Source organism: Amycolatopsis sp. NPDC004747 (genome assembly GCF_053601335.1).
The window spans coordinates 114787-136395 of record NZ_JBSGBQ010000007.1 but is presented as its reverse complement, the minus strand read 5'-3'; the positions used below and the strand labels follow the sequence as shown (position 1 = coordinate 136395).

Sequence of the window (21609 nt, the reverse complement as noted above, 5' to 3'; positions counted from 1 at the left end):
GATCACCGCGCACCGAACCACGTCGGCGCTTCGGCCGGGGTGAGCACGTCGAGCGCCGCGGGCAGCACCGTGAGGTCGTAGGCGGGCCCGGTGCGCGGCATGACCTCGCCGTCGTGCTCGTAGAGCACCGGCTGCCCGTCGAGCCGCTCGACGGTGACGTGCGCGCCGCGGCCCCAGCAGACCCCGGGCAGGGCGTAGAGCGTGCGGCCCACCGCGGCCTGGCCGAATTCCATCAGGTCCACCGAGGCCGGGATGACGGTGATGTCGAGCAGCCCGTCGTCCACGATCGACTCCGGCACCAGGTGCAGCACGCCACCGCGGAAGGGGAAGCCGCCGGCGATGGTTTCGACGATCCCGCCTTCGTAGATGACCTCGCCGTCGACGGATACCCGGCCGGGGTAAGGCACGTACTGTTCCATCGCGGCCAGCGAAGCGGCGATCAGCAGTTCGCGGCCGGTTTCCGGCCGGCCCATCCGGGCCAGCAGGCTTTCGCCGAACAGGCCGCTGCCCGAGCCGAGCACGACGAGCTGGTCGTTCTGCTCGATCCTGGCCAGGTCCAGCTGCCGCACCACGGCCTCGCCGCGCAGCGCGGTCCGCGCGGTGCTCTCCCACGGCGCGTCGTCCCACAGCCCGCGGTAGGTGGAGTTCCCGGTGCCCGCGGGCGCCACCAGCAGCGGCGGGACCGCGGTGACGCCCGATTCGCGGGCCCGGTGCAGGCCGGTGACGACCTCGCAGATCGTGCCGTCACCGCCGACCCCGGTGATGATGTCGGGTGGCGCCTCGCCGGCGGCCAGCTTGAACGCGAGGTCCGCGGCGTCGCCCGCGGCCGTGGTTTCGACGATCTCCACCGCCGCGGTGCCGGCCGCTTCGAGTGCGGCCACCGCGGCCCGGCCGTCGCCGCCCGCGGTGGGGTTGACGATCGCGGCTACACGCAGTGGGTTCATGTGCTGGCCTCTCTTGACGGAGTCGGTCACCCGAGCCGGCGCACGACGCGGATGCGCGTGCCTTCCTTCGGGATCATCGTGATGTGGTGCATCCGGTTGCCTTCATCGGCGAGGTCGACCGCCTCGATGGCCACGGTGCGCAGGATCGCCGCCACCACGGTCTCGATCTCGACCTGGGCGAACACCGCGCCGATGCACCGGCGCACGCCGCCGCCGAAGGGCAGCCACGCCTGCGCCGGGGGAGTGCCCTCGAGCCAGCGTTCCGGCTTGAATTCGGCCGCGTCCTCGCCCCACCACCGCGGGTCCGCCATCACCGCGCCGATCGCGGGGACGACGGTGGCCCCGGCGGGCAGCCGGTAGCCGGCGACCTCGACCGGCTCCTTGAGCCGTCGCGCGACGTTGTGGATCACCGGCCGGACCCGCAGCGCCTCCTTGAACACGGCGGTGCGGTAGGGATCCTTGGGCTCGTCCAGGCCGCGGCGGAGCCGGGCGTGCACCTCGGGGTGGCGCACCAGCCGTTCGAACAGCCAGGCCAGCCCGACCGCGGTGGTCTCGTGCCCGGCCATCAGCAGCGTCATGACCTCGTCGCGCACGTCCCGGTCGTCGGCGTCCGGGTCTTCCAGCAGCATCGAGAGCACGTCCGTGCGCTCGGCGCGCCCGGGGTCGCGGCGGCGCATCGCGATCTCTTCGTAGATGAGCTTGTCGGCGTGCTCGAGGTTGCGCACCACGGCGCGCCACGGCCAGACCCGGCCGAGGGCCGGCCGGATCAGCACGAGGATCCCGGAAAGGCTGATGTCGGCCACCCGGTGCAGCGCGTCGCTCAGCGCGGCGGCGCGCCGGGGGTCGTCCACGCCGAGCACCGCCTTGACGATGATCTCCAGCGTCAGCGCGTAGGACCGGTCGAGGAACCGGAACGGCTTGCCGACCGGCCAGCGGCGCGCCTCGTCCTCGGCGATCTGCCGCATGGTCGCGACCAGGCCGTTGATCCGCTCGTGGTGGAACGGCGGCATCATCCGCTTGCGCTCGGGCTTGTGGTCCGGCGCGTCCAGCGTCAGCAGGGAGTTCCGGCCGACGATCGGCAGCAGGTTCCAGTTGCCCTCACCGCCGTGGAAGACCTCGGGCGCACCCCGGAACACCTCCTTGATGTGGGCGGGGTCGCGCAGGATGACGAAGGCGCCCTGCGGTTTGAGCTGCAGGGTGACCACGTCGCCGAACCGCTCGAACATCCGCGGCAGGTAGTGCTGGCGTTCGCGCCAGTAGTGGAACGTCTGGCGCAGGGGCGAAATCTCCGGGCCCGGCGGCAGCCCGTCCCGCGCGGGCGAGGGCCGCTGCTGAGTTCCGGTCTCTCCGACGGCGGTCATGACAGCCTTTCCGTAGGTCGGTCGTGCTGGGGCAGGCCCGCGGTGAGCCGGGTCAGGTAGCCGTCGAGCACCCGGTCCGCAAGCCGCCCCCGGGGAATCCACGGTGCCTTCGGGCGCACCCACGGCAGCGCGAACGACCACGGGTCCTTCTCGCCCGTGGCGATCCAGCGGGCCAGGTGGCCGCCGTTGGCGACGGCCACCGCGAGCCCGTGGCCGTTGCAGCCGCCGGCGTAGTACAGCCGCGGGTCGCCGGGGTGCTGCCCGAGGAGGGGGAGCCCGTCGCGGGTCATCCCGATCGGCCCGGACCAGGTCGTCTCCAGGTCCACGTCGGCGAGCGCGGGCGACAGCGCGCGCACCGCGGCGCGCAGCCGACCGGGTTCCTGCGCGAGCGAGCCGAAGGCACCGCGCCGCACGGCGCCGCCGCCGACCACGACCCGGGCGTCGGAGGTGAGCCGGAAGTACGGTGCCAGCTCGCCGGACTCGATCACCGGCTCGGTCCGCAGCCCGTCGAGCGCGTCCAGCTGCTCCTGGCCCAGTTTGCCGGTGACGCCGGCCTGGACCCGCACGCCGACGACGCCGGGCAGGGCGCGAGGCACGGTGCCGAAGGCGTTGACCGCCACCACGACGTGGTCGGCGAGCACCTCGCCGTCGTCGGTGCGCACGGTGGACAGCAGGCCCGGCCGGACGTCGCGGACCGCGCTGCGCTCGAAGATCGTGACCCCCCGCTGCTCGGCGATCCGGGCGAGCTGCGCGGTGAGCGCGGCCGGGTCGAGCGTCGCGGCGGGCTCGTACCGCAAACCGCTCAGGTACCGCTCGCGCGCGAAGCCGGGCAGGTCCGCTTGCGCGACGAAGCGGACCGGCAGCCCGAGCGCGTCGGCGGCGGCCGCTTCCCGCTGCTGGGCCTGCGCCGCCGCCTCGTCCGCGGCGACGATCAGCTGGCTGCCCGGCGTGAGGTCGCACGAGATCCGGTGCCGTTCGACCAGGTCGAGCACCGACCGCACGGCGTCCACCGACCACCGGTGGACGGCCCGGGCGAGGTCGTCGCCGAACCTCCGCCGGGCGGTCACGAGCGCCGGCCCCACCCGCGGGCCGAGCAGCCCGGTGCCGCGGCCGCTCGCCCCGGCCCCGACGTGGTCGGCTTCGAGCACGACGATCCGCAGGTCGGGGGCGAGCCCGGCCAGTTCGACGGCCGCCGACAGCCCGGTCAGGCCGGCGCCGGCGATCGCCACGTCGCACCGGCGGAACCCGCGCAGCCGCGGACGGGTCCCGGGATCGCCGGTGCCGCTCCAGGGGGTGCCGGTGCCGGTCACCGCGCTCGCCTGCCGAACCGCGGCTGTCCGGTGACCGCCCTGGCGATCGCGCGGGCGTCCACCGCCATGTCCGGGATCTGCCCGGACGGCACCCGGAAGCCCTGGAAGTACAGGCCGGGTGCGTGCCGGGCGGTCTCCCCGCCGTGCACGATCGGTCGTCCGCCGGGGCGGGCCAGCACGTCGAGGTGCCCGAGCATGCCTTCCAGGCCCGGGCGCTGCCCGGTGGCCGAAATGACCACGTCCGGCTTGATGCTCGTGTCGCCTTCGAGCAGCACGGCCTTGCGGTCGAAGCCGGTCACGCCCGGCACGATCTCGATCGAGCCGTCGCGGACCGCGGCGACCAGGCCGCGGTCGATCGACCCGTAGGTGTGCCCGACCCGGGCGATACCGGCCATCGTGCCCTCGGCGGGCGGCGCCAGCCCGTAGGGCGTCAGGTCGCCCCACTGCAGCCGGTGCATCAGCAGGCTGACCCGGTTGACCAGCCAGGGCGGCATCTTCGTGTGCTTGACCGCCTGGCTCAGCAGGGAGGTGACCGGGCTGAGCTTGAACAGCAGTGGGTTGTGCCGGATCGACATCCGGACGCGCGACGCGCCGGCCGCGGCCGCCGCGACCGCGATGTCGATGCCGGTCGGCCCGCAGCCGACGACCAGGACGTCCTTGCCGACGAGCGGGTCCGGCACGGTGTAGGTGCGGGCGTGGCAGAACTCGCCCTGGAAGTCTTCAAGGCCGGGCCAGTCCGGGATGAACGTCGTGCGGTGCAGGCCGGTGGCGATCACCACGTGCCGGGCGGGCAGATCGCCGATCGAGGTCCGCACCACCCACTGGCCGCCGTCGCGGTCGAGGCGGTGGACCTCGGTGCCGAACCGGATGTCCGGGTCGAGCTCCTCGACGTACTTCTTCAGGTAGGCCAGGAAGTCGTTGCGCATCGGCCAGGGCCCGAACTCCGCGGACAGCCGCATCCCCGGCAGCGCGCTCAGCCGGCGCCACGAGTTCATCCGCAACGAGGGGTAGTAGCTCCGCCAGGTGGCGTAGGGAACCTGTTCGCGGTCGAGGAGCAGCGGGTCGAGCCCGGCCTCCTTCAGCGTCCAGGCCACCGCGAGACCGCCGGGGCCCGCCCCGACGATGATCGGGCGCGCGCTGCTCAGTGACACGACGTTCTCCATGACTCCCCTTGTCAGATCCGTTCCGGCGCGGGCTGCTTCGGACGGTCCCGCTCGACCACGTTCCGGTCGAACTCGGTGAAGGCGGGGATCGGCACCGGCTCGAAGGGCACCCGGAAGGACTTCATGAAGTTGCCGAAGATCGCGCGGTCACCGCACAGGTGGATCGGCACCGCGAGCAGCGCCCACTCGAACCCCCAGAGCGCGATCCACACGCCGAGCACCGCCGCCTGGGTGACCATGCTGTGCATGGTGTTGTAGAGCACGTAGTAGACCTTCGAGATGTCCTTGCTCTTGGAGCGGTGGAACGCGTACGCACCCGGCAGGTAGCCGATGACGTCGATGTAGACGAACAGCAGCACCGCGGGCAGCCAGCGCACTTCGCCGATGTGCATGAGGAACAGCACCACGCACAGCACGAGCGCGACGCCGTACTCCGCGCGCAGGAGCAGCAGGGTCGTCCTGCTCTCGAAACGGTTGATGTGGTCCATCGGTTTCTCCCGGGCTCAGGCGGTCAGTGCGGTGCCGGCCCGGCGGCCGGCCAGGCGGGCGGCCACGGCCGCGGCGACCGGTGGGTCGCCGACCACGGACGCGTTGCCGAGCAGCTGGTGCACGATCAGCGCGATGCCCTCTTTGAGCACCTTGGTGGCGATCGGCTCGAGCACCCCGGCCAGGCTGGGGATGCCGAAGTCGAAGTTCGCCTCGAAGTTCACCTCGCAGCCGCCGGGCACCGGCGAGACCTGCCACGAACCGCGGAAGACCTCGAAGTCGCCGGTGGTCTGCTCGAAGACGATCCGGCGCTGGTCGGGCTGGAAGTAGTCGACCTCCGTCCAGCGCAGGAGGCCGTTGCGGAAGAAGATCTCCCAGTCGCTCATCAGGGCACCGGCCCGCTCGTCGGCGTGCACGGTGACCGAGCGGACCTCCTCCACCAGGTCGGCGTACCGCTCGAATTCGCTGATCCGCCGGTACGCCTCGTCGGCGTCGGCGGTGAACGACCGCAGTTTCAGTTCCAGGCTACGCATGTCCTACCTCGGGCTCCGGATTCCGCTCCGCGACCTCTCGGACCGCGCGCTCGAATCGATCGACAAGGAACTCCACATCGGACTCCGTCAGCGTCGCCGGGGGGGTGAACCGCACGACGTGGTCGGAGTTGAGGGAGAGGTTCGCGATGACGTCGTTGGCGACCAGCGCCAGCAACAGGTCCGCCGCCATCGCCGGGTCCGCGAACTCGACCCCGATCAACAGGCCGGCCCCGCGGACCTCGCACCCGTGGTGCGCGAGCCGCTCGGTGACGATCCGCGCGAACTCGGGTACCAGCCGGGCGCCGAGCCGGGCCGCCCGCGCCACCAGGTCGTCTTCCCGCAGGGCCCGGATCGACCCGCACACGGCCGCCATCCCCAGCGGCGCGGCGGAGAACGTCGACGTGTGCAGGACCGGGTCGCGGTCCAGGACGGCGAAGACGTCCGAAGTCGCGATGGTCGCGGCGACCGGGACGACCCCGCCGCCGAGCGCCTTGCCCGACAGCAGGATGTCGGGCCGCACGCCCTCCGCGTCGGCGCCCCACCAGGCGCCGAGCCTGCCGAGGCCGGTCTGCACCTCGTCGAGCACCAGCAGCGCCTCGTACTCCGAGCACACCGCGCGGACCGCACCCAGGTAGCCGCGCTGCGGGATGTTGACCCCGCCTTCGCCCTGCACCGGCTCGACGATCACGCACGCCTCGCCGGGGTGCTGCTCCAGCACCGCGGCGAGCGCGGCGGCGTCGCCGAAGGGCACGTGCGTCACGTCCGGCAACAGCGGCCGGAAGGGGTCCTGGAAGGCGGGCTTCGCGGTGACCGACAGCGCGCCGAACGTCTTCCCGTGGTAGCCGCCGGTCATCGAGATCAGGTGCCGCTTCCCGTTGAGCCGGGCGAGCTTGATCGCCGCTTCGATCGCTTCCGCGCCGGAGCAGGAAAAGTGCACGCGCTGCAGCCCCGGCGGCGTCGTCGACATCAGCTGCTCGGCCGCCCTCGCCGCGGCGGGCTCCAGGAAGATCCGGGTGCCCACGGGGTGCGTGCGCAGCTGCCGCTCGACCTCCTCCACGACGATGGGGTGCCGCGCGCCGTGGATCAGCACGCCGTAGCCGCCGGCGTTGAAGATCTTCCTGCCGTCGCTGATGGTGAGCCACGCGCCGGTCGACTCGACCTCGACGTGCCCGCCGAGGACTTCGGCCAGCCGCGCGCGGCCCGTGCTCAGGTTCCGGCGGTAGACCTGCGAAACGTGCTCGCGGTCGACGGCCTCGGTCGCCGGGGTCACGCGATCCTCAGCACGTCGCCGGTGAAGTTCTCCGCCAGCGCGCGGCGGGTGGCGGTGCGCGACGGCGGGTGGAAGTTGACGCACTGGCACGCGGCGATCAGGTAGGCGACCTCCGGCGAGCTGATGAAAGCCATGCCGCCCAGCGCTTCCACGGCCTTGGCGGCGGCGTCGGTGATGGCTTCCTGCGCGCCGTACCGGGCGACCATGGCCTTGGTCAGCGCCGCGTTGTCGCTCTCCTTGGCGATCAGCTGGCGGGCGATGCCCTCCAGCAGCAGGGTCGCCGTCTCCAGCCGCACGCCGAGGTCGGCCTTCACCTCGAGCGCGACCTTCTTGCCGTCGAACGCCCGGTCCACCAGCGCGGAGGCCATGCCGAGGTAGGAGGCGGTGATCAGCATCTCGAACCACATGAACCCGACGGTCTGCAGCTCGTCGACCTCGCCGCGGGCGCCGAACTCGGTCGGCACGAGCAGCCGCTCGTCGACGAACACGTCGGTCAGCCGGACCTCGTCGCTCTCCGCGCCGCCGAGCACGTTGCTGCGCCAGAACGGGTGGACGGTCACGCCCGGGGTGTCGGCCGGGATCAGCATGGCCACGTTTTCGGTGCCACCGCCCTCCTTGGGCACCGAAACGCTGGCGGAAAGCAGGTCCATCGAGGCGGACATGCTGCACGGCTTCTTGGAGCCGTTGACCACGATGCCGCCGTCCTTGCGGACGCCGCCGACGGTCGGCGACAGGATGCCCTGGCCGGGGTTGCCCTCGGCGAAACCGGAGGACACCAGCAGGTTCTGCGAGGCGATGCCCTCCAGCAGCGCCCATTCGAGACCGCTGGAGCGCAGGCTGTCGGCCAGGGTGAAGATGGTCGCGACGGAGAAGTGGTGCATCGTCGAGGCGACGGCCAGCGAGGGTGAGGCCGCGCCGATCGCCCGCGTCACCTGGATCGCTTCCAGCGGCGAGACACCGAGGCCTTCGTAGTTCTTCGGGATCACCAGTGCCGGGCCGCCGGCGGCCTTGAACAGCTTCAGGCCCGGGTTGCCCGGCTTCTCCAGATCCGCCGGCGGGATGTCCGCCAGCTTGCCCAGGAGGCCGGGAAGGTGGGTCTCGCAGACTTCACGAGCTTCATCGAGAGTTCGCATCGTGCCGCTCTTCCTTGGCCGGGTGCGGGACCTTTCCCGCGATGACGGAAACGCCCTGCACGTGGGTGGTGCGGAGCACGGGGTAGTTGGCTTCGCCGAACGCGCCACCGGTCAGCCCGGTGCCGCCGTGCGAGGGCAGCGGCGCGGTGAAGGCGATGTGCGAGTCGTTGACCTTGAGCAGGCCGCCCTTGACGGTCTGCGAAACGAACCGGTCGACCACCGATTCGTCGTGCGCCCACAGCGAGTTGCGCAGGCCGTACGGGCTGGTGTTGACGAATTCGACGAAGTCGTCGAACAGCGTTTCGTCGTCCGCCACGCGGGGCACGATGATCGGCATCAGCGGGAAGAACGTCTCGTTGCGCACCGCTTCCAGCTCGCGCGCCTGCTCCAGCCCGTCCACGCGCAGGACGGTGGGCTCGAGGAAGAACCCGTTGTCGTCGCGGGTGCCGTCGATCTGCATGCCGTGCCCGCCGGCGACCAGCGTGGCGCCCTTGCGGACGGCGTCGGCGAGGTAGCGGTTGAACCGGTCGTGCCGCAGCACCGGCGACAGCAGCACGCCTTCCTCGTCCGGGTAGCCGGGCCGCAGCGCGGCGGCCTTCTCGACGACCTTGGCGATCAGCGCGCCGGCGACGGCCGGGTGCACGACGGCCTGGTTCGGCACCATGCACAGCTGGCCGGAACCGTAGAAACCCTCGATCAGCGCGTCGGCGGCGCCGTCGAGGTCCGCGTCGCGCCAGACCAGGACGATGTCGTTGCCGGCCAGTTCCAGGATCGGCTTCTTGCCCGCCTCGACGCAGCGCCGCTCGACCTTCAGCCCGGGCGGCACGTCACCGAAGTACATGATGTCGTTGACGAGCGGGCTTTCGATCCAGGTGTCGAGCACCGGGCCGGGATGGCCGCACACGACGTTGAGCAGGCCCGGTGGCGCGCCGAGCTCGTCCAGGATCGGCGCGATCACCTTGCGCAGCACGTAGGTGACCCCGAAGGGCGCGGTCCGCGGCGCCCGCACGACGACCGCGTTGCCGCCGGCGATGCTCGTCATCCCCAGCAGGGCGCTCACCAGCGGGGCGTTCGCCGGCGGGTTGACGCAGACCACGCCGTCGGCCTGCCGCCGGACGATGTTGCGCCGTTCGCCCATCGGGAATTCCTGCCACAGCTGGGACTTCAGGAACTCCGCGGCCTCGGGACGGGTCAGCTCGAGCATCCCGGACAGTTCCCACCGGGCGAGCGCGAGGGGGTGCCCCTCCAGCGTCAGCATGTCGAGCAGCTCGTGCTCGTTGTCCCGGATGGCCGCGCGCAGGAGCCCGGTCCAGTCGTCGACGCGGACCGAAAGCGGGGCCGAGCGCCAGATCTTCGTGGCCTCGGCCGCGGCGGCCAGCGCGTCGTGGACGGTTTCCCGCTCGGCGACCGCGACGCGCCCGACGACCACGCCCGGCGCCACGTCGGCCGGCGAGGCACGCCCGGCCTCGAGGTTGCGCTTGAGCGTCAGGCTGGCGAAAGAGTCGTCCAGAACGGCGCGCGCGGAGAGTGCGTACACCCATTGGCCACTTTCGACGTCCTTCCCGCGGACGAAGCTGCCCAATGAGGGCAGCTGGTGCGCTTCGGCGTTCGTCAACCTGGACCCCCAGGATCTCGTTCCGGTGGCGGCGGGTGGGTTCCCGCCCGTGCTCTCCCCGAAGTATTGATAACGGTCCTGAAACGTGACTGACGTCTGCCGCTGCGCGACATTGCCGTCACGTCAGAGGCGTCCTCTATCGTCATTCCCGGCAAGTCACCGAGCAGGGAGGCGGAACGTGAAAGTGCCGGAAACTCTGCGGCCGCCGGGTGGGACACTCGCAGCTCTCCAGCTGTACGCGGACAACCCGAGCGCGTTCCTCGCTCTCAACGAAGGCAACGAGTACTTCCACGCCGACGGCATCGAAGGTTTCGTCTGCTACCGGCCGCACGGCCGGCGCTGGATCCAGTTCGGCGGCCCCTTCACCGGGGCCGGGAGCAGGAAGGAGCTCCAGTCCCGGTTCCTGGACAGCGCGCACGCCCACGGCCGCAAGGTCATCGGCGTGCAGCTGCAGCGGTCCGACGCGGAGCTGCTGGCCGAGCTCGGGCTGACGGTCAACCAGGTCGGTGCGTCCTACGCGGTCGAGCTGGCGAGCTACAGCCTGCGCGGCAAGAAGTTCGTCCGGCTGCGGAACAAGATCTCCCGCGCGCTGCGGGCCGGGCTCGAGATCGAGGAGGCCGACGCCGGCTCGGTCGCCGGTGACATCGAGTCCATCGACCGCCAGTGGCTGCAGGAGAAAGGCAAGCACACCAAGGAACTGGCCTTCCTGATCGGCGAGATCGGCGGCGAGTGGCAGCCGTTGCGCAAGCTGTTCGTCGGCCGGATCGCCGGCCGGCCGATCGGCTACATCTCCTACGCGCCGGTGTTCGGGTCGCGACCGGGCTGGCTGCACGACCTGAGCCGGCGGCTGCCCGAGTGCCCGCCGGGGGTGATGGAAGCGCTGAACTCCCACGCCATCGACCACTTCCGCGAAACGGACGCGGCCTGGCTGCACTTCGGCTTCACGCCGTTCACCAGCCTGGACGACAGCTACCGGCTGCCGACCGCGAGCCGGACCGCGGAGCGGATCATCCGGCTGCTGGCCGAGCACGGGGACAAGATCTACCCGGCGAAGACCCAGCTGGAGTACAAGCTGAAGTGGAACCCGGCGGCGGTGCTGCCGGAGTACTTCGCCTTCGACGGCGGAATTTCCCTGCCGTCGATGTGGAGTGTGCTGCGGGTGACGAACATCGTCTGATCCCGCGGCAGGGAAGGGTACCCGAAGTGGCCTACGGGGGCCGGGCTCCGGCTCGGTCGGGTGAAAGCCCACGCAGGTTCGAATCCTGCCCCTTCCGCTTATGCCCCCCGGAGAAAAGGAACCCGGCATGACCGAAGTCAGTTTCACCGAGGAGTGCGCCGCCCCGGTGGACGTCGCGTTCGCCTACCTGGCCGACTACCGGAACGTGCTCGGCTACTGGCACGGCATGACGAGCTTCGAACCGGTCGGCTCCCTCGACCGCGGGCTCGGGTCGGTCTTCGCCTCGGCGATGAAGATCGGCCCGTCGACCCTCAAGTCGACGATCAAGACCGTGGAGTGGGAGGAGAACGCCCGCCTCGCCTACCGGTCGGTGTCCGGAATGGACTCGGCCACCACGTTCGACCTCACCCCGATCGACGAGCACCGCAGCCGGGTGGCCTTCCGCGTGGAGTTCCAGCTGCCCGGCGGGATCGCCGGCAAGGCGATGGAACGGACCCTGCTGCCGCTGATCGGGGCCGCTGCGCGCAAGACCGCGGAGAACCTGGTGCGGGGCATTGCCGCCCACCACGCGAACTCGCGCGCCTGAGCGGTGCCCGCCCGCCCGCGCCCTGCCGTCCGGACGGCAGGGCGCGGCTTCGTGCGTGCCCGCACCGATCCGGACGCCCCGCACCGGTGGAGACCGGCGCGGGGCACCCGCCGGTGGGCCGCTACTTGCGGCCGTGCAGCAGCGTCATGACCTTCGCGACCAGGGCGTCGGTCTTGGCCGTGCGCCCGAACGTCGTCAACGCGAGCGGGGCGGGGAACCGCTGCCGCGTCACCGCCTGGGCGTAGGTGAACTCCCGCAGGCCGTCCGGGCCGTGGATGCGGCCGAACCCCGAGCCGCCGACACCGCCGAAGGGCAGCGACGGGATCTGCGGGTGGCTGAACACCGCGTTGACCGCGACCATCCCGCAGCGCAGGCGGCGGGCCAGCTTTCCGGCGTGGGCGCCGAAAACGGCGGCGCCGAGCCCGTAGGTGGTCGCGTTCGCGCGCGTGACGGCTTCGGCCATGTCACGGACCTTGGTCACGGTCAGGGTGGGCCCGAACGTCTCTTCGGTGACCGCGGGGTTGTCCTCCGGCACGTCGACCAGGATGGTCGGCTGGACGACGTTGCCCTCGATCGCGCCGGTACCGCCGAGAACGGCCCGGCCGCCGGCGGCGAGGCCGCCCGCGATGTGCTCGCGGATGACGTCCACCTGGGCCGCCAAGGCGATCGGGCCGAGCTGGGCCGCGTCGTCGCGGCCGGCCCGGACCTTCCCGGCGATGGCCGTGAGCTTGGCGAGGAAGGCTTCGTAGACGCGCTCGTGGACGTACACGCGTTCGGTGCCGATGCAGGACTGCCCGGCGTTCGCCAGTCCCGCCCACGCCGCGGCGTCGGCTGCGGCGTCGAGGTCGGCGTCGGCGTCGACGATCAGCGCGTCCTTTCCGCCGCATTCGGCGACCAGCGGGGTCAGCGTCGGCGCGCAGGCGGCCATCACCTTCTTCGCCGTGGCGGCCGAGCCGGTGAAGGCGATCTTGTCCACCCCGGACCCGCACAGCGCGGCGCCGGTGGTCCCGTCGCCGGTGACCAGCTGCAGCACGGGGTGCTCGCCGACGACCTGGCCGAACGCCTCGGCCAGCCAGGCGCCCGTACCCGGCGTCAGCTCGCTGGGCTTGAAGACGACGGCGTTGCCCGCGGCCAGCGCGTAGACGATCGAGCCGAGCGGGGTGAACACGGGGTAGTTCCAGGGGCCGATCACACCGACCACCCCGAGCGGCCGGTACTCCACCGCGGCGGCCTGGTTGGCGTTCAGCAGGCCGGTTTTCGCGCGGCGGGGGCCGAGCACCTTCGGCGCCTGCTTCGCCGCCCACGCCAGGTGGGGGAGCACCAGCGCGACCTCGAGCTGCGCGTCGGAATGCGGCTTGCCGGTTTCGTCGTGGATGACGCCGGCCAGCTGCGCGGCCCGCCGGGCGAGGATCCCGCGGAAGCGGTCCAGCCGGTCGGCGCGCTGGGCGAAGGAAAGACCGGACCACCACGACGCCGCCACGCGGGCACGGGCGACGGCTTCGCGGACTTCCGCCTCGCTGCGGACGGGGTGGGTGCCCACCCGGTCCCCGGTGCGGGGGGCGTGCACCGCGAACCGGGTGGGCACCGGCGATTCGGTCGTCGTCATCGGGTCGCCTCCGAGACCGCGGGAAAGGACACCGGCTTGCGGTTCCGGATGAGGTCCGCGGCCTTCTCACCGATCATCACCGTGGGGGCGTTGGTGTTGCCGCGGACCACCCTCGGCATCACCGAGGCGTCCACCACCCGCAGGTTTTCGACGCCGTGCACGCGCAGTTCCGGGTCGACCACCGAGGTTTCGCCGGTGCCCATCGCGCAGGTGCCGACCGGGTGGTACAGGGTCTGGGTCCAGGCCCCGATGTGCTCGCGCCACTCCTCTTCGCCGAGACCGTCCACTGTGGAGGGCAAGTGCGCACCGTCGAGGTAGCCCGCCAGCGGCGACTCCCGCGAGATCTCGACCAGCTTGCGCAGGCCGGCGATCATGGCGTCGGTGTCCACCGGTTCGGTGAAGTAGGCCGGGTCGATGGCGGGCTTCCAGCGCGGATCGGCCGAGCGCAGCCGCAGCCGGCCGCGGCTGGCCACGTCCACCAGGGTCGCGGCGGCGGTGAACATGCGGCCGGCCGGTTCCCGCAGGCCGTTGTCGTAGAAGCCGGTGGGGGCCACGTGGAACTGGATGTCCGGGGCGCCGGTCCCGCCGCGGGTCGAGATGAAGCCGCCGGCCTCGCCGATGTTGGACGTCAGCGGACCGGAGCCGCGCAGCTGCCACTGGAGCAGCCGGGCCGGACTGACGTGGTCGACGGCGATGTCGGTGGTTCCCTTGGTCCGCCAGAGAATCGGCGTCGCCGGGTGGTCGTGCAGGTTTTCGCCGACGCCGGGCAGGTCCGCCACGACCGGCACGCCGACTTCGCGCAGGTGCGCGGCCGGGCCGATACCGGAGAGCATCAGCAGTTGCGGCGAGTTGATCGCCCCGCCCGAGAGCACGACTTCGGCGTCGGCGAACGCGCTTTCGGTGACTCCCGCGGCGGTGTACTCCACCCCGACGGCGCGGTGGCCCGCCAGCAGAACCCGGGTGGCGAGCGCACCCGGAAGGACGGTCAGGTTCGGCCGTTTCATGGCCGGCCGCAGGTAACCGTCCGCGGTGGACCAGCGCTTGCCGCGCCGGCAGGTGACCTGGTAGCGGCCGGCGCCGTGCTGCTCGACGCCGTTGACGTCGTCGTTGGCCGGCAGGCCCGCGGCGACCGCGGCGGCGATCCAGGCTTCGGTGAGCTCGTGGGTGTAGCGGCAGTTCTCGACGTGCAGCGGCCCGTCGGTGCCGTGGAAGGGCGCGCCGTGGTGGGTGTTGGTTTCGGCGCGCACGAAGTAGGGGAGCACGTCGTCGTAGCCCCAGCCGACCGCGCCGAAGTCGCGCCGCCAGCTGTCGTAGTCGGCACGGTTGCCGCGGACGTAGATCATCGCGTTCATCGACGAACAGCCGCCGAAGGCCTTCATCCGCGGCCAGAACGCCCGCCGGTCGCCCAGGTGTTTCTGGGGCACCGTCTCGTAGTTCCAGTCCCACCGGGTCTTGAACAGGTTGGCGAAGGCGGCCGGGATCTTGATCTCGTCGGCCTGGTCCGGCGGCCCGGCCTCGAGCAGCAGCACGCTGACCGACGGGTCGTCGGTCAACCGCGCGGCGAGGACGCAGCCGGCGCTGCCGGCTCCGACGATCACGTAGTCGTAAGACTTCCGCGCGGACATCGCGGACCTCCCGATCGAGCGCGGACTGGGTGCCCTCCACCCTCGGCGCAGGAGTGCGCCACCGGCAGGGCAGCCGGTCCAAAACTTGCCCGTTCCGTTGTGCAGCGGTACAAAACGCGAGGTGAGATCGATGCGATCGGAAGCGGCCCGGTGGATCGCCGGCTACGCGGAGCAGGCACTGGTGCCCGCCGAGCTGAGCCGGCTGATCGAAATGACCGACCGGGAGATCACCACCGAGGTCGCCGACTACGCCGCCGGCGAGGACCTGCGGCGCGACCTGCACGCGAGCACCAGCGCGCACTGGCGCGAATTCCTCGTCGCGGTGACCCGTGATCCGTTCGAGGTGCGCCTGCCGCCGGAGGCGTTCGACCTCGCCCGGACGATCGCCCGCCGCGGCCTCGGCCTGACGGTGCTGCTCAAGACCTACCGGGTCGCGCAGCGCGCGGTGTGGTCCTACGTGACCGGGATCGTGCAGGACGAGATCGCCGACGGCGACCTGCGCTCGGCGGTCCTGGTGCGCTTCTGGGACCGCGTCGGCCGGTGGATCGACAGTTCGGTCGAGGTCCTGGTGGGCACGTACAGCGAAGAGCGCGAGCAGTGGCAACGGGGTGCGCTGGCCCAGCGCGCCGAGGCGGTGCACGCGATCCTGCGCGGCGACGACGTCGACCTCGACGCGACCTCCGTCCTGTTGGGTCACCCGCTGCGCCGGCACCACACGGCGTTCGTCCTCTGGGCCGAGGACGGCACGCCGGCCGCGGACGTCGTGCGGGCACTGGAGGGTTCGGCGGCGGCCTTCGGCGCGGCGCTGGGCACCGCCCACCCGCTGAGCGTGGCCGGCGGTGCCCGCGGGCTGTGGTGCTGGGTGGCGACCGCGGGGCCACCGGACCCGGAAGCCCTGGCCGCGGTCACCCCGCGGCCCGGCGTCCGGGCGGCGGTGGGCGGTGCGGCGCCCGGCGTCGACGGCTTCCGCCGGAGCCACCGCGAGGCGCAGGCGGCGCAGACGGCGGCCCTCACCGGGGGTGCCGGCGCCCCGCTGACCAGGTACGCCGACGTCGAACTCGCTTGTCTCGCCGGGGGAATCGGCGGCATGGAGGCCATGCGCGTGATGGTGGCGCGGGAGCTCGCCGGCCTCGCGGCCGCGGACGACGCGACGTCCCGGCTGCGGCGGACGGTGCGCGTCTACCTCGCCAACGGTGCGAGCGCGGAGCTCGCGGGCAAGGCGCTCAACCTGCACCGCAACACGGTCCGCTACCGGGTCCAGCAGGCGGAACAGCTGCTGGGGCACCCGGTGCTCGAGCGCCGGACGCACCTGGAACTGGCCTTGCACTGCCTGGACGTCTTCGGCCGGTGACCGCCGGAGTCAGAGGCGGTAGTGCCGCGACGGGGCACCGTCGTAGAACTCCTCGGTGTACTCGGTGAAGCCGATTCGTTCCGCGACGGCGATCGACGGCTCGTTCGCCACGTTCACGCTGGCCACGACCGGTACCGAAGGCAGTTCGCGAGCACGCCAGTCCAGGATGGCCCGCGCCGCCTCGACCGCGTACCCGTGGCCCCAGACGTCCGGGTGGAACCGGTAGCCGAGGTTGAGCACCTCTTCGCCGTGGAAGTCCCGGACGCGGACTCCGGTGAGCCCGATGACCTGCCGGGTCCGGCGATCGAGCACGGCACAGTACCCGAAGCCGTGTTCGGCCCAGTGGGCGAGCCACGTGTCGACCAGTTCGCTCGCCTGCGCCTCGTCCGGCGGGTCCGGCTGGAACCGGTTGGTGCGCGGATCGGTGTGGAGGGCGACCATCGCCTGCCGGTCCTGCTCGCGCAGCGGGCGCAGGATCAGCCGCGGTGTCTCGATGCCGGTGAGCGCGGCGAAGCTGCTGCGGCCGCGGAAGCGGGTCGTCCCCGGCGATGCCGCGCGGTGCAGCAGGCCGGCGATCGCGGGCCAGTGGTTCGAGAGGTAGAAGTGGTTCCCCGGCAGGCGTTCCAGGTGGAACGGACCGGTCGTGTGGACCGACCACGCCTGCAGGTCGGCGGCCGAGGTGACCGGGTCTTCGGTGCCGCCCACGGCGATGATCGGGCAGCGCAGCGGCCCGTCCCCGCGCGGGCGGTAGGTCTCGCTGGCCCGGTAGTCGCCGCGGATGAGGGGCAGGAGCAGGGCGCGCATTTCCGGGTGCTCGAGCACCGCCGCCGCGGTGCCGCCGAGCCGGACCACGTGCGCCGCCAGCCCTTCGTCGTCCAGCAGGTGGCTCGTCGTCACCTCGACGACGGACGGGGCGGGCCGGGCGGAGGCGACCAGTGCCGCCGGGCCGGCGTCGCCGAGTCGCTGGGCGACTTCGTACGCGAGGATCGCGCCCATGCTGTGGCCGAAGAAGACACAAGGTTCCGGGGAACGCGGCAGGTTCTCCGCGATGCGGTCGGCCAGCTCGTGCAGGTCGGTCAGGACCGGCTCGTGGTGGCGGTCCTGACGGCCCGGGTACTGCACGCCCAGCACCTGCAGCGCACCGCGCAGTTCGGCGGCCAGCGGCCGGAACGCCCCGGCCGCGCCACCCGAGTGCGGGAAGCAGAGCACGCGGGTCAGCCCGGGCTCGGACGGGGCCAGCGGCTTCAGCCACGCCGACGGGGGTGCTGCCCGGCCGGGATCGGCCGTCTCGGGTTTCACAGAGCTTCCTTCACTGTTCAGTTCAGCACGATACGCCGCCCCGCCGCGGCTTCGGTGATGGCGGTGTAGCAGTAGGATGCCCGGACCGTCGAAACCAGCGGCGCCGCCAGGGATCCGGCGAGCAGCACGGAGTGGCAGGCCGCCAGCACCTCCGCCCCGCCGATCCGGCGTTCCTGGCAGCCGAGGTAGAGCTCCGCGGCCGAGAGCGCGTCGTCCGAGGTCAGCTCGGCGACCTCGATCGCCCCGCCGTCGTGGAACTCGCGGACCGGCTCGTCCGCGACCGCGGGGTGTTCCTGGTCGCACGCGCTGTCCCAGCAGGTGCGCATGCTCGAGGCGACGGCGAGCGCGATCGCCGACGTGACAAGGCGAATCCCCCCGTCCCGCACCGACTGTCGCAGGGCGGGACCGTCCGAACCGTGCCCCACGACGATCGAGTAGAGCGAGAAGGAGTCGACCACGAAGGTGCCGGTGGTCGTCGGGAAGCCATCCCCCCTGATCATGGCGAATCTCCTCGAAATCGCTGGTGCTGAAGGGTTTGCCGGAACCGGTGGCGATTCGGTTCGTCCGGATTCCGGTTCGGCGCGGCGAGGTGGGCCGCGGCCAGTCTAGCGCGGTGCGAAAGCGTTCGCCGATTCGGCGGCCGTGTCCTTTTGCGACATTCGAGGTGGACTCCCGGCGCAATGTCGGCGCGCAAAGTCTTCGTTAAGTCTTCGGCGGTCTCGGCCCTACGCTCTGTAATTTTCCGCGTCGGGCGTCGAGCGGGCTCCGCCGTTCGGGTAATTTACCGCCCTGAAAGACGCCAAGTGAGTGAAATTCTCTTGACCGGCCGATGCGGGCACTGGTGTCATCCATGGCGTGACGAGCTGACTGGGTGGGTTCAATCGAAAAGGGGACGGTCTACGTCGGCGGCAGTTCTCGTGCCGGCGCCCGTCAAACGCGAGTCATGTGGCCGCCTCTGGCATCCGAGGCGAGGGTAGTCACGGCCGGCAGGACCCCGTCCTGCGCGGCTCAACGTGGTGGGGTTCGTGCGCCCGGCGCGCCGTGGGTTTTTCACGGTGGCGGAGTGGGATGAGTCACGTTCGCCACCGGTCCCCTTGACGCGAGCACGGCTCCGTTCTCGGCAGGGGACGTTCCCGCCGGGTGGAACCGGGTGCCTGCATCGCCGGAGCCGTGCACGGTGAAATCGAGGTAGGTCATCCGTGCAAGAAAAGGAGCAGGGCTATTTCTGTCGATTACTCGACCACATCCGGGTGTCCGGTTGATCTGAGCTCGGCGAATCTCATCGATCCGGCGCTCTACAGCAACGGCGACGCCTACGGTTTGTGGCGCGAACTCCGGGCGCTGGACGGGCTCGACTGGCACCAGGTCGACGAAAGCCGCGGATTCTGGTCCATCGTGAAGTACGCCGACACCGATCACGTCCTGCGGGACACGGCGACCTTCACCTCCGAGCGCGGCACCCTGCTCGACCTGCTGGGCACCGACGACCCGGCGGGCGGTCAGCAGCTCGCCGTGACCGATCCGCCGCGGCACACCACGCGCCAGGCGCGGCTGAAGAAGGCACTCGCCGTCCGGGCCGTCGACCGGCAGCGCGAAGCCATCCGCGGCAAGATCCTCGACCTGCTCGCACCGCTGGGCGACGGCGGCGTGTTCGACTTCGGCACGGCCATGCTGGCGCTCCCGATGTCGGTCACCGGGAGCATGATGGACCTGCCGGAAGCGGACTGGCCGTGGCTGAGCAGGCTCACCACGGTGTGCATCGCCGCCGACGACCCGGAATTCCAGGACGAGGGCGGTAAAGAGGCCACGCTGAAAGAGGCCCACCGCGAGCTGTTCGGCTACTTCCAGGACCTGATGCGGTTCCGGCGCACCGCACTGGGCGACGACCTGCTCAGCGTGCTGATTTCCACGGAGTTCGAGGGACGGCTGATGTCCCCGTCCGAGATCGTGGCCAACTGCTACAGCCTGCTGCTCGGCGCGAACGTCACCACTCCGCACGCACCGACCTTCGTCCTCGCCGAGTTCGCGGGCACGAAGGTCGTCGAAGAGTGGGCGGCCCACCCCGAAGCCAACGGCACGGCGTGCGAAGAGGCGTTGCGCTGGGCTTCCCCGGTCAACCACGTCCTGCGGTACGCGACCAGGGACGTGCAGGTGCGCGGCACCGAAATCGCCGCGGGCGACGCGGTGGTCGCGTGGCTGGGTGCGGCCAACCGCGACGAAGAGGTGTTCACCCGCAGCGAGACCTTCGACCTGTACCGCAAGCCGAACAAGCACCTCGCCTTCGGGATCGGGCCGCACTACTGCGTCGGGCACAGTGTGGCGCGCGTCACCATCAACGTCCTGTTCGAGGAACTGTTCGGCCGCTACACCGATTTCGCGCTCGCCGGGCCCGCGGAGCGGCTCGTCTCGAACTTCGCCTCCGGCTACAAGCACGTGCCGATCACCGCGCGGATCCGCAACTGAGCACAGACCAGGCTAGGGGAAGATCTTTGGCTGCACACGACCCGACACCGCCGGTCTGGTACCCGGCCAACCCGGCCCAGAAGGGGCTGTGGGTGCTCGACCGCTTCGAGCAGCTCCGGCGCACCAGCATGATCCCGGCGGTCGTGGAATTCACCGGCCCCCTCGACCACGAGCTGCTCGTCGCGTCCGTCCAGCGCGTCCTCGGCAGGCACCCGTCGCTGCGCTCGCGGTTCCGGCTCGACGTCGACCACAAGCGGGTCGAGTACCGCACCGACGGCGAGCCCGCCGAGGCCGGTTTCCTCGACGCGGAAGCCGAAGACTGGTCGGCGGAGGAGCTCGGCAGGCTGCTGGAAGTGCTGTGCTACGAGCCGTTCGACCTCGCCACCGAGCCGCCGGTCCGCGCCGAGGTGATCCGAGTCGACGCCGCCCGCACGCTGCTCGTGTTCAGCGTCCACCACATCGTCTGCGACGGCTGGTCGCGCACGCTGCTGATGGCCGAGATCGCCGAGGTCTACCGCGCCGGCGCGGCGGGGACCGAGCCCGAGCTCAGCGCCCCGCCGCACCCCAGTGAAGTCGTCACGATGGCGGGTCCGGAGGAGGTCGCCGAGCGGCTGCCGGAAATCCTCGACCGGCTGCGGGGCGTGCCGATGGAAGTCGCGATCCCGTTCCGCCGCACCACGGACGACACCACGCTGGCCGGCGCGTCGCAGGCGGCGGAGTTCGGCGAAGACCTCACCGAAGCGCTCCTGAAGGCGGCGGCCGAGGAAGGCTGCACGCCGTTCATGACCGCGGTCGCGCTGCTCACCGGCACCCTGGCGCGGATCAGCAGCCAGCGGGACTTCCTCTTCGCCTTCGGCTGGCCCGGCCGGGACGACCCGGCGGTGGCCGACGCGATCGGCATGTTCATGAACACGGTCGTCCTCCGCGTGCGCCTCGACGACACGACCACCTGGCGGGAGCTGCTGCGGGCGAGCCGGCTGGCCGCGATGGAGGCCTTCATCGACGGCGACGTCCCGCTGGACGCGATCACCGCCGGGCTGCGCCCGAACCGCGACGTGATCTGGCCGCCGCTGTCCGCGGTCCTGGTCAACATGACGGAAATGCCCGCCGAAATGGTGCTGGCGCCCGGCCTCGTGGGCCGGCTGGCGCCGCTGCCTTCGCTGCACATGAAGTACGACCTCGGGTTGTTCGTGCGGGTGGCCGGGGCCGACGGCCGCCGCAAGCTCGAACTGTCCGTGGACTACATCGAAGCCCTGTACGACCACGACGCGATCGCCGGGCTCTTCACCGATCTCCGGCGCAGCGCCACCGATCTGGCCCACTCATTGGAGGACATCGTGACCGAACCAGCCGCTGCCGCGGACCTTTCGACGCCCGAGAGCCGCATCGGCCTCGTGCGCTCCCTCTGGCAGGAAGTGCTCAAGCTCGACGAGGTCGACGACGACGTGAGCTTCTTCGACGCCGGCGGCGACTCACTGCTGCTGATCGTCCTGGTCGAGCGGATGAGCCAGGTGGCGGGCCGTCCACTCCGGACGACCGACCTCTTCCGCGCCGGCACCGTGCGCGGCCACGCCGAGCTGCTCGTCGCGCCGGCCGGGGACGCCGGTCCCGGCCCGGCCGGCGCCAGTTCCCGAGACCGGCTGCTCGGTGCCGCACGCAGCCGGAGCGGCACCCGGAACTGATCGCG

18 protein-coding genes and 1 tRNA gene are annotated in these 21609 nt (G+C 71.5%); 6 read left to right on the top strand and 13 right to left on the bottom strand.

Features of this window, described 5'->3' with window-relative positions; genetic code table 11:
* Positions 1-2: 2 nt before the first annotated feature.
* From ACWEGE_RS13585 to ACWEGE_RS13545, 9 genes are read right to left on the bottom strand one after another with little or no spacing between them, the layout of a single operon-like run.
* Complete coding sequence (locus ACWEGE_RS13585; protein ID WP_449660737.1) at positions 3-944, bottom strand: diacylglycerol/lipid kinase family protein; 942 nt, start codon at positions 942-944, stop codon at positions 3-5.
* Positions 945-970: 26 nt separating this feature from the next.
* Positions 971-2305 carry a cytochrome P450 gene (locus ACWEGE_RS13580; RefSeq protein ID WP_449660736.1) on the bottom strand — a complete coding sequence of 445 codons (1335 nt, stop codon included), beginning with the start codon at positions 2303-2305 and terminating at the stop codon, positions 971-973.
* On the bottom strand, positions 2302-3615 hold the full coding sequence (locus ACWEGE_RS13575) for an NAD(P)/FAD-dependent oxidoreductase (RefSeq protein ID WP_449660735.1): 1314 nt from the start codon (positions 3613-3615) through the stop codon (positions 2302-2304). The genes ACWEGE_RS13580 and ACWEGE_RS13575 overlap by 4 nt, the downstream gene beginning before the upstream one ends.
* Positions 3612-4766 (bottom strand): flavin-containing monooxygenase, encoded by a 1155-nt coding sequence (locus ACWEGE_RS13570; protein WP_449660734.1) that lies wholly within the window; start codon positions 4764-4766, stop codon positions 3612-3614. Before ACWEGE_RS13570 ends, ACWEGE_RS13575 begins: the two co-directional genes overlap by 4 nt.
* A 23-nt stretch (positions 4767-4789) precedes the next feature.
* A complete protein-coding gene (locus tag ACWEGE_RS13565) occupies positions 4790-5266 on the bottom strand; it encodes a hypothetical protein (protein ID WP_449660733.1) in 477 nt (158 codons plus the stop codon).
* A 15-nt stretch (positions 5267-5281) separates the two neighbouring features.
* On the bottom strand, positions 5282-5797 hold the full coding sequence (locus ACWEGE_RS13560) for an SRPBCC family protein (protein WP_449660732.1): 516 nt from the start codon (positions 5795-5797) through the stop codon (positions 5282-5284).
* Positions 5790-7067 (bottom strand): aspartate aminotransferase family protein, encoded by a 1278-nt coding sequence (locus ACWEGE_RS13555; RefSeq protein WP_449660731.1) that lies wholly within the window; start codon positions 7065-7067, stop codon positions 5790-5792. The genes ACWEGE_RS13560 and ACWEGE_RS13555 overlap by 8 nt, the downstream gene beginning before the upstream one ends.
* Complete coding sequence (locus ACWEGE_RS13550; RefSeq protein WP_449660730.1) at positions 7064-8200, bottom strand: acyl-CoA dehydrogenase family protein; 1137 nt, start codon at positions 8198-8200, stop codon at positions 7064-7066. Before ACWEGE_RS13550 ends, ACWEGE_RS13555 begins: the two co-directional genes overlap by 4 nt.
* On the bottom strand, positions 8184-9815 hold the full coding sequence (locus tag ACWEGE_RS13545; protein ID WP_449660729.1) for an aldehyde dehydrogenase family protein: 1632 nt from the start codon (positions 9813-9815) through the stop codon (positions 8184-8186). Before ACWEGE_RS13545 ends, ACWEGE_RS13550 begins: the two co-directional genes overlap by 17 nt.
* Before the next feature lie 178 nt (positions 9816-9993).
* On the opposite strand from ACWEGE_RS13545, the gene ACWEGE_RS13540 reads away from it, so the two are divergent.
* The 3 genes from ACWEGE_RS13540 to ACWEGE_RS13530 all read left to right on the top strand — a co-directional run bounded on the left by ACWEGE_RS13540 (position 9994) and on the right by ACWEGE_RS13530 (position 11578).
* Positions 9994-10992 (top strand): bifunctional lysylphosphatidylglycerol flippase/synthetase MprF, encoded by a 999-nt coding sequence (locus tag ACWEGE_RS13540; RefSeq protein ID WP_449660728.1) that lies wholly within the window; start codon positions 9994-9996, stop codon positions 10990-10992.
* A gap of 11 nt (positions 10993-11003) precedes the next feature.
* Positions 11004-11089, top strand: a tRNA-Arg gene (locus tag ACWEGE_RS13535).
* A gap of 30 nt (positions 11090-11119) precedes the next feature.
* Positions 11120-11578, top strand: a complete 459-nt coding sequence (locus tag ACWEGE_RS13530; protein WP_449660727.1) for an SRPBCC family protein — start codon at positions 11120-11122, stop codon at positions 11576-11578.
* A 121-nt stretch (positions 11579-11699) separates the two neighbouring features.
* Here ACWEGE_RS13530 and ACWEGE_RS13525 read toward each other — a convergent pair whose 3' ends face one another.
* Both ACWEGE_RS13525 and ACWEGE_RS13520 read right to left on the bottom strand, forming a co-directional pair.
* Positions 11700-13184, bottom strand: a complete 1485-nt coding sequence (locus ACWEGE_RS13525; RefSeq protein ID WP_449660726.1) for an aldehyde dehydrogenase family protein — start codon at positions 13182-13184, stop codon at positions 11700-11702.
* Positions 13181-14809, bottom strand: coding sequence for a GMC family oxidoreductase (locus ACWEGE_RS13520; RefSeq protein WP_449660725.1), 1629 nt, complete (start codon positions 14807-14809; stop codon positions 13181-13183). The genes ACWEGE_RS13525 and ACWEGE_RS13520 overlap by 4 nt, the downstream gene beginning before the upstream one ends.
* Before the next feature lie 130 nt (positions 14810-14939).
* Here ACWEGE_RS13520 and ACWEGE_RS13515 point away from each other — a divergent pair, with 130 nt between their 5' ends.
* Complete coding sequence (locus tag ACWEGE_RS13515) at positions 14940-16160, top strand: PucR family transcriptional regulator (protein ID WP_449660724.1); 1221 nt, start codon at positions 14940-14942, stop codon at positions 16158-16160.
* A gap of 9 nt (positions 16161-16169) precedes the next feature.
* Here the strand turns inward: ACWEGE_RS13515 and ACWEGE_RS13510 are convergent, their stop codons facing one another.
* Positions 16170-17459, bottom strand: coding sequence for a GNAT family N-acetyltransferase (locus tag ACWEGE_RS13510; protein ID WP_449660723.1), 1290 nt, complete (start codon positions 17457-17459; stop codon positions 16170-16172).
* A gap of 17 nt (positions 17460-17476) precedes the next feature.
* On the bottom strand, positions 17477-17959 hold the full coding sequence (locus tag ACWEGE_RS13505) for a hypothetical protein (RefSeq protein ID WP_449660722.1): 483 nt from the start codon (positions 17957-17959) through the stop codon (positions 17477-17479).
* Positions 17960-18779: 820 nt separating this feature from the next.
* Here ACWEGE_RS13505 and ACWEGE_RS13500 point away from each other — a divergent pair.
* Positions 18780-19922 (top strand): cytochrome P450, encoded by a 1143-nt coding sequence (locus ACWEGE_RS13500; protein WP_449660721.1) that lies wholly within the window; start codon positions 18780-18782, stop codon positions 19920-19922.
* Positions 19923-19948: 26 nt separating this feature from the next.
* Complete coding sequence (locus tag ACWEGE_RS13495; RefSeq protein ID WP_449660720.1) at positions 19949-21604, top strand: condensation domain-containing protein; 1656 nt, start codon at positions 19949-19951, stop codon at positions 21602-21604.
* Positions 21605-21609 lie beyond the last annotated feature (5 nt).

Excerpts from the sequence above, each read along its gene's own strand:
- ACWEGE_RS13560 (WP_449660732.1), bottom strand. The coding sequence starts at position 5,797 with ATGCGTAGCCTGGAACTGAAACTGCGGTCGTTCACCGCCGACGCCGAC.
- ACWEGE_RS13505 (WP_449660722.1), bottom strand. The coding sequence starts at position 17,959 with ATGATCAGGGGGGATGGCTTCCCGACGACCACCGGCACCTTCGTGGTC.
- ACWEGE_RS13515 (WP_449660724.1), top strand. The coding sequence starts at position 14,940 with ATGCGATCGGAAGCGGCCCGGTGGATCGCCGGCTACGCGGAGCAGGCA.
- ACWEGE_RS13525 (WP_449660726.1), bottom strand. The coding sequence starts at position 13,184 with ATGACGACGACCGAATCGCCGGTGCCCACCCGGTTCGCGGTGCACGCC.
- ACWEGE_RS13550 (WP_449660730.1), bottom strand. The coding sequence starts at position 8,200 with ATGCGAACTCTCGATGAAGCTCGTGAAGTCTGCGAGACCCACCTTCCC.
- ACWEGE_RS13565 (WP_449660733.1), bottom strand. The coding sequence starts at position 5,266 with ATGGACCACATCAACCGTTTCGAGAGCAGGACGACCCTGCTGCTCCTG.
- ACWEGE_RS13520 (WP_449660725.1), bottom strand. The coding sequence starts at position 14,809 with ATGTCCGCGCGGAAGTCTTACGACTACGTGATCGTCGGAGCCGGCAGC.
- ACWEGE_RS13585 (WP_449660737.1), bottom strand. The coding sequence starts at position 944 with ATGAACCCACTGCGTGTAGCCGCGATCGTCAACCCCACCGCGGGCGGC.
- ACWEGE_RS13530 (WP_449660727.1), top strand. The coding sequence starts at position 11,120 with ATGACCGAAGTCAGTTTCACCGAGGAGTGCGCCGCCCCGGTGGACGTC.
- ACWEGE_RS13580 (WP_449660736.1), bottom strand. The coding sequence starts at position 2,305 with ATGACCGCCGTCGGAGAGACCGGAACTCAGCAGCGGCCCTCGCCCGCG.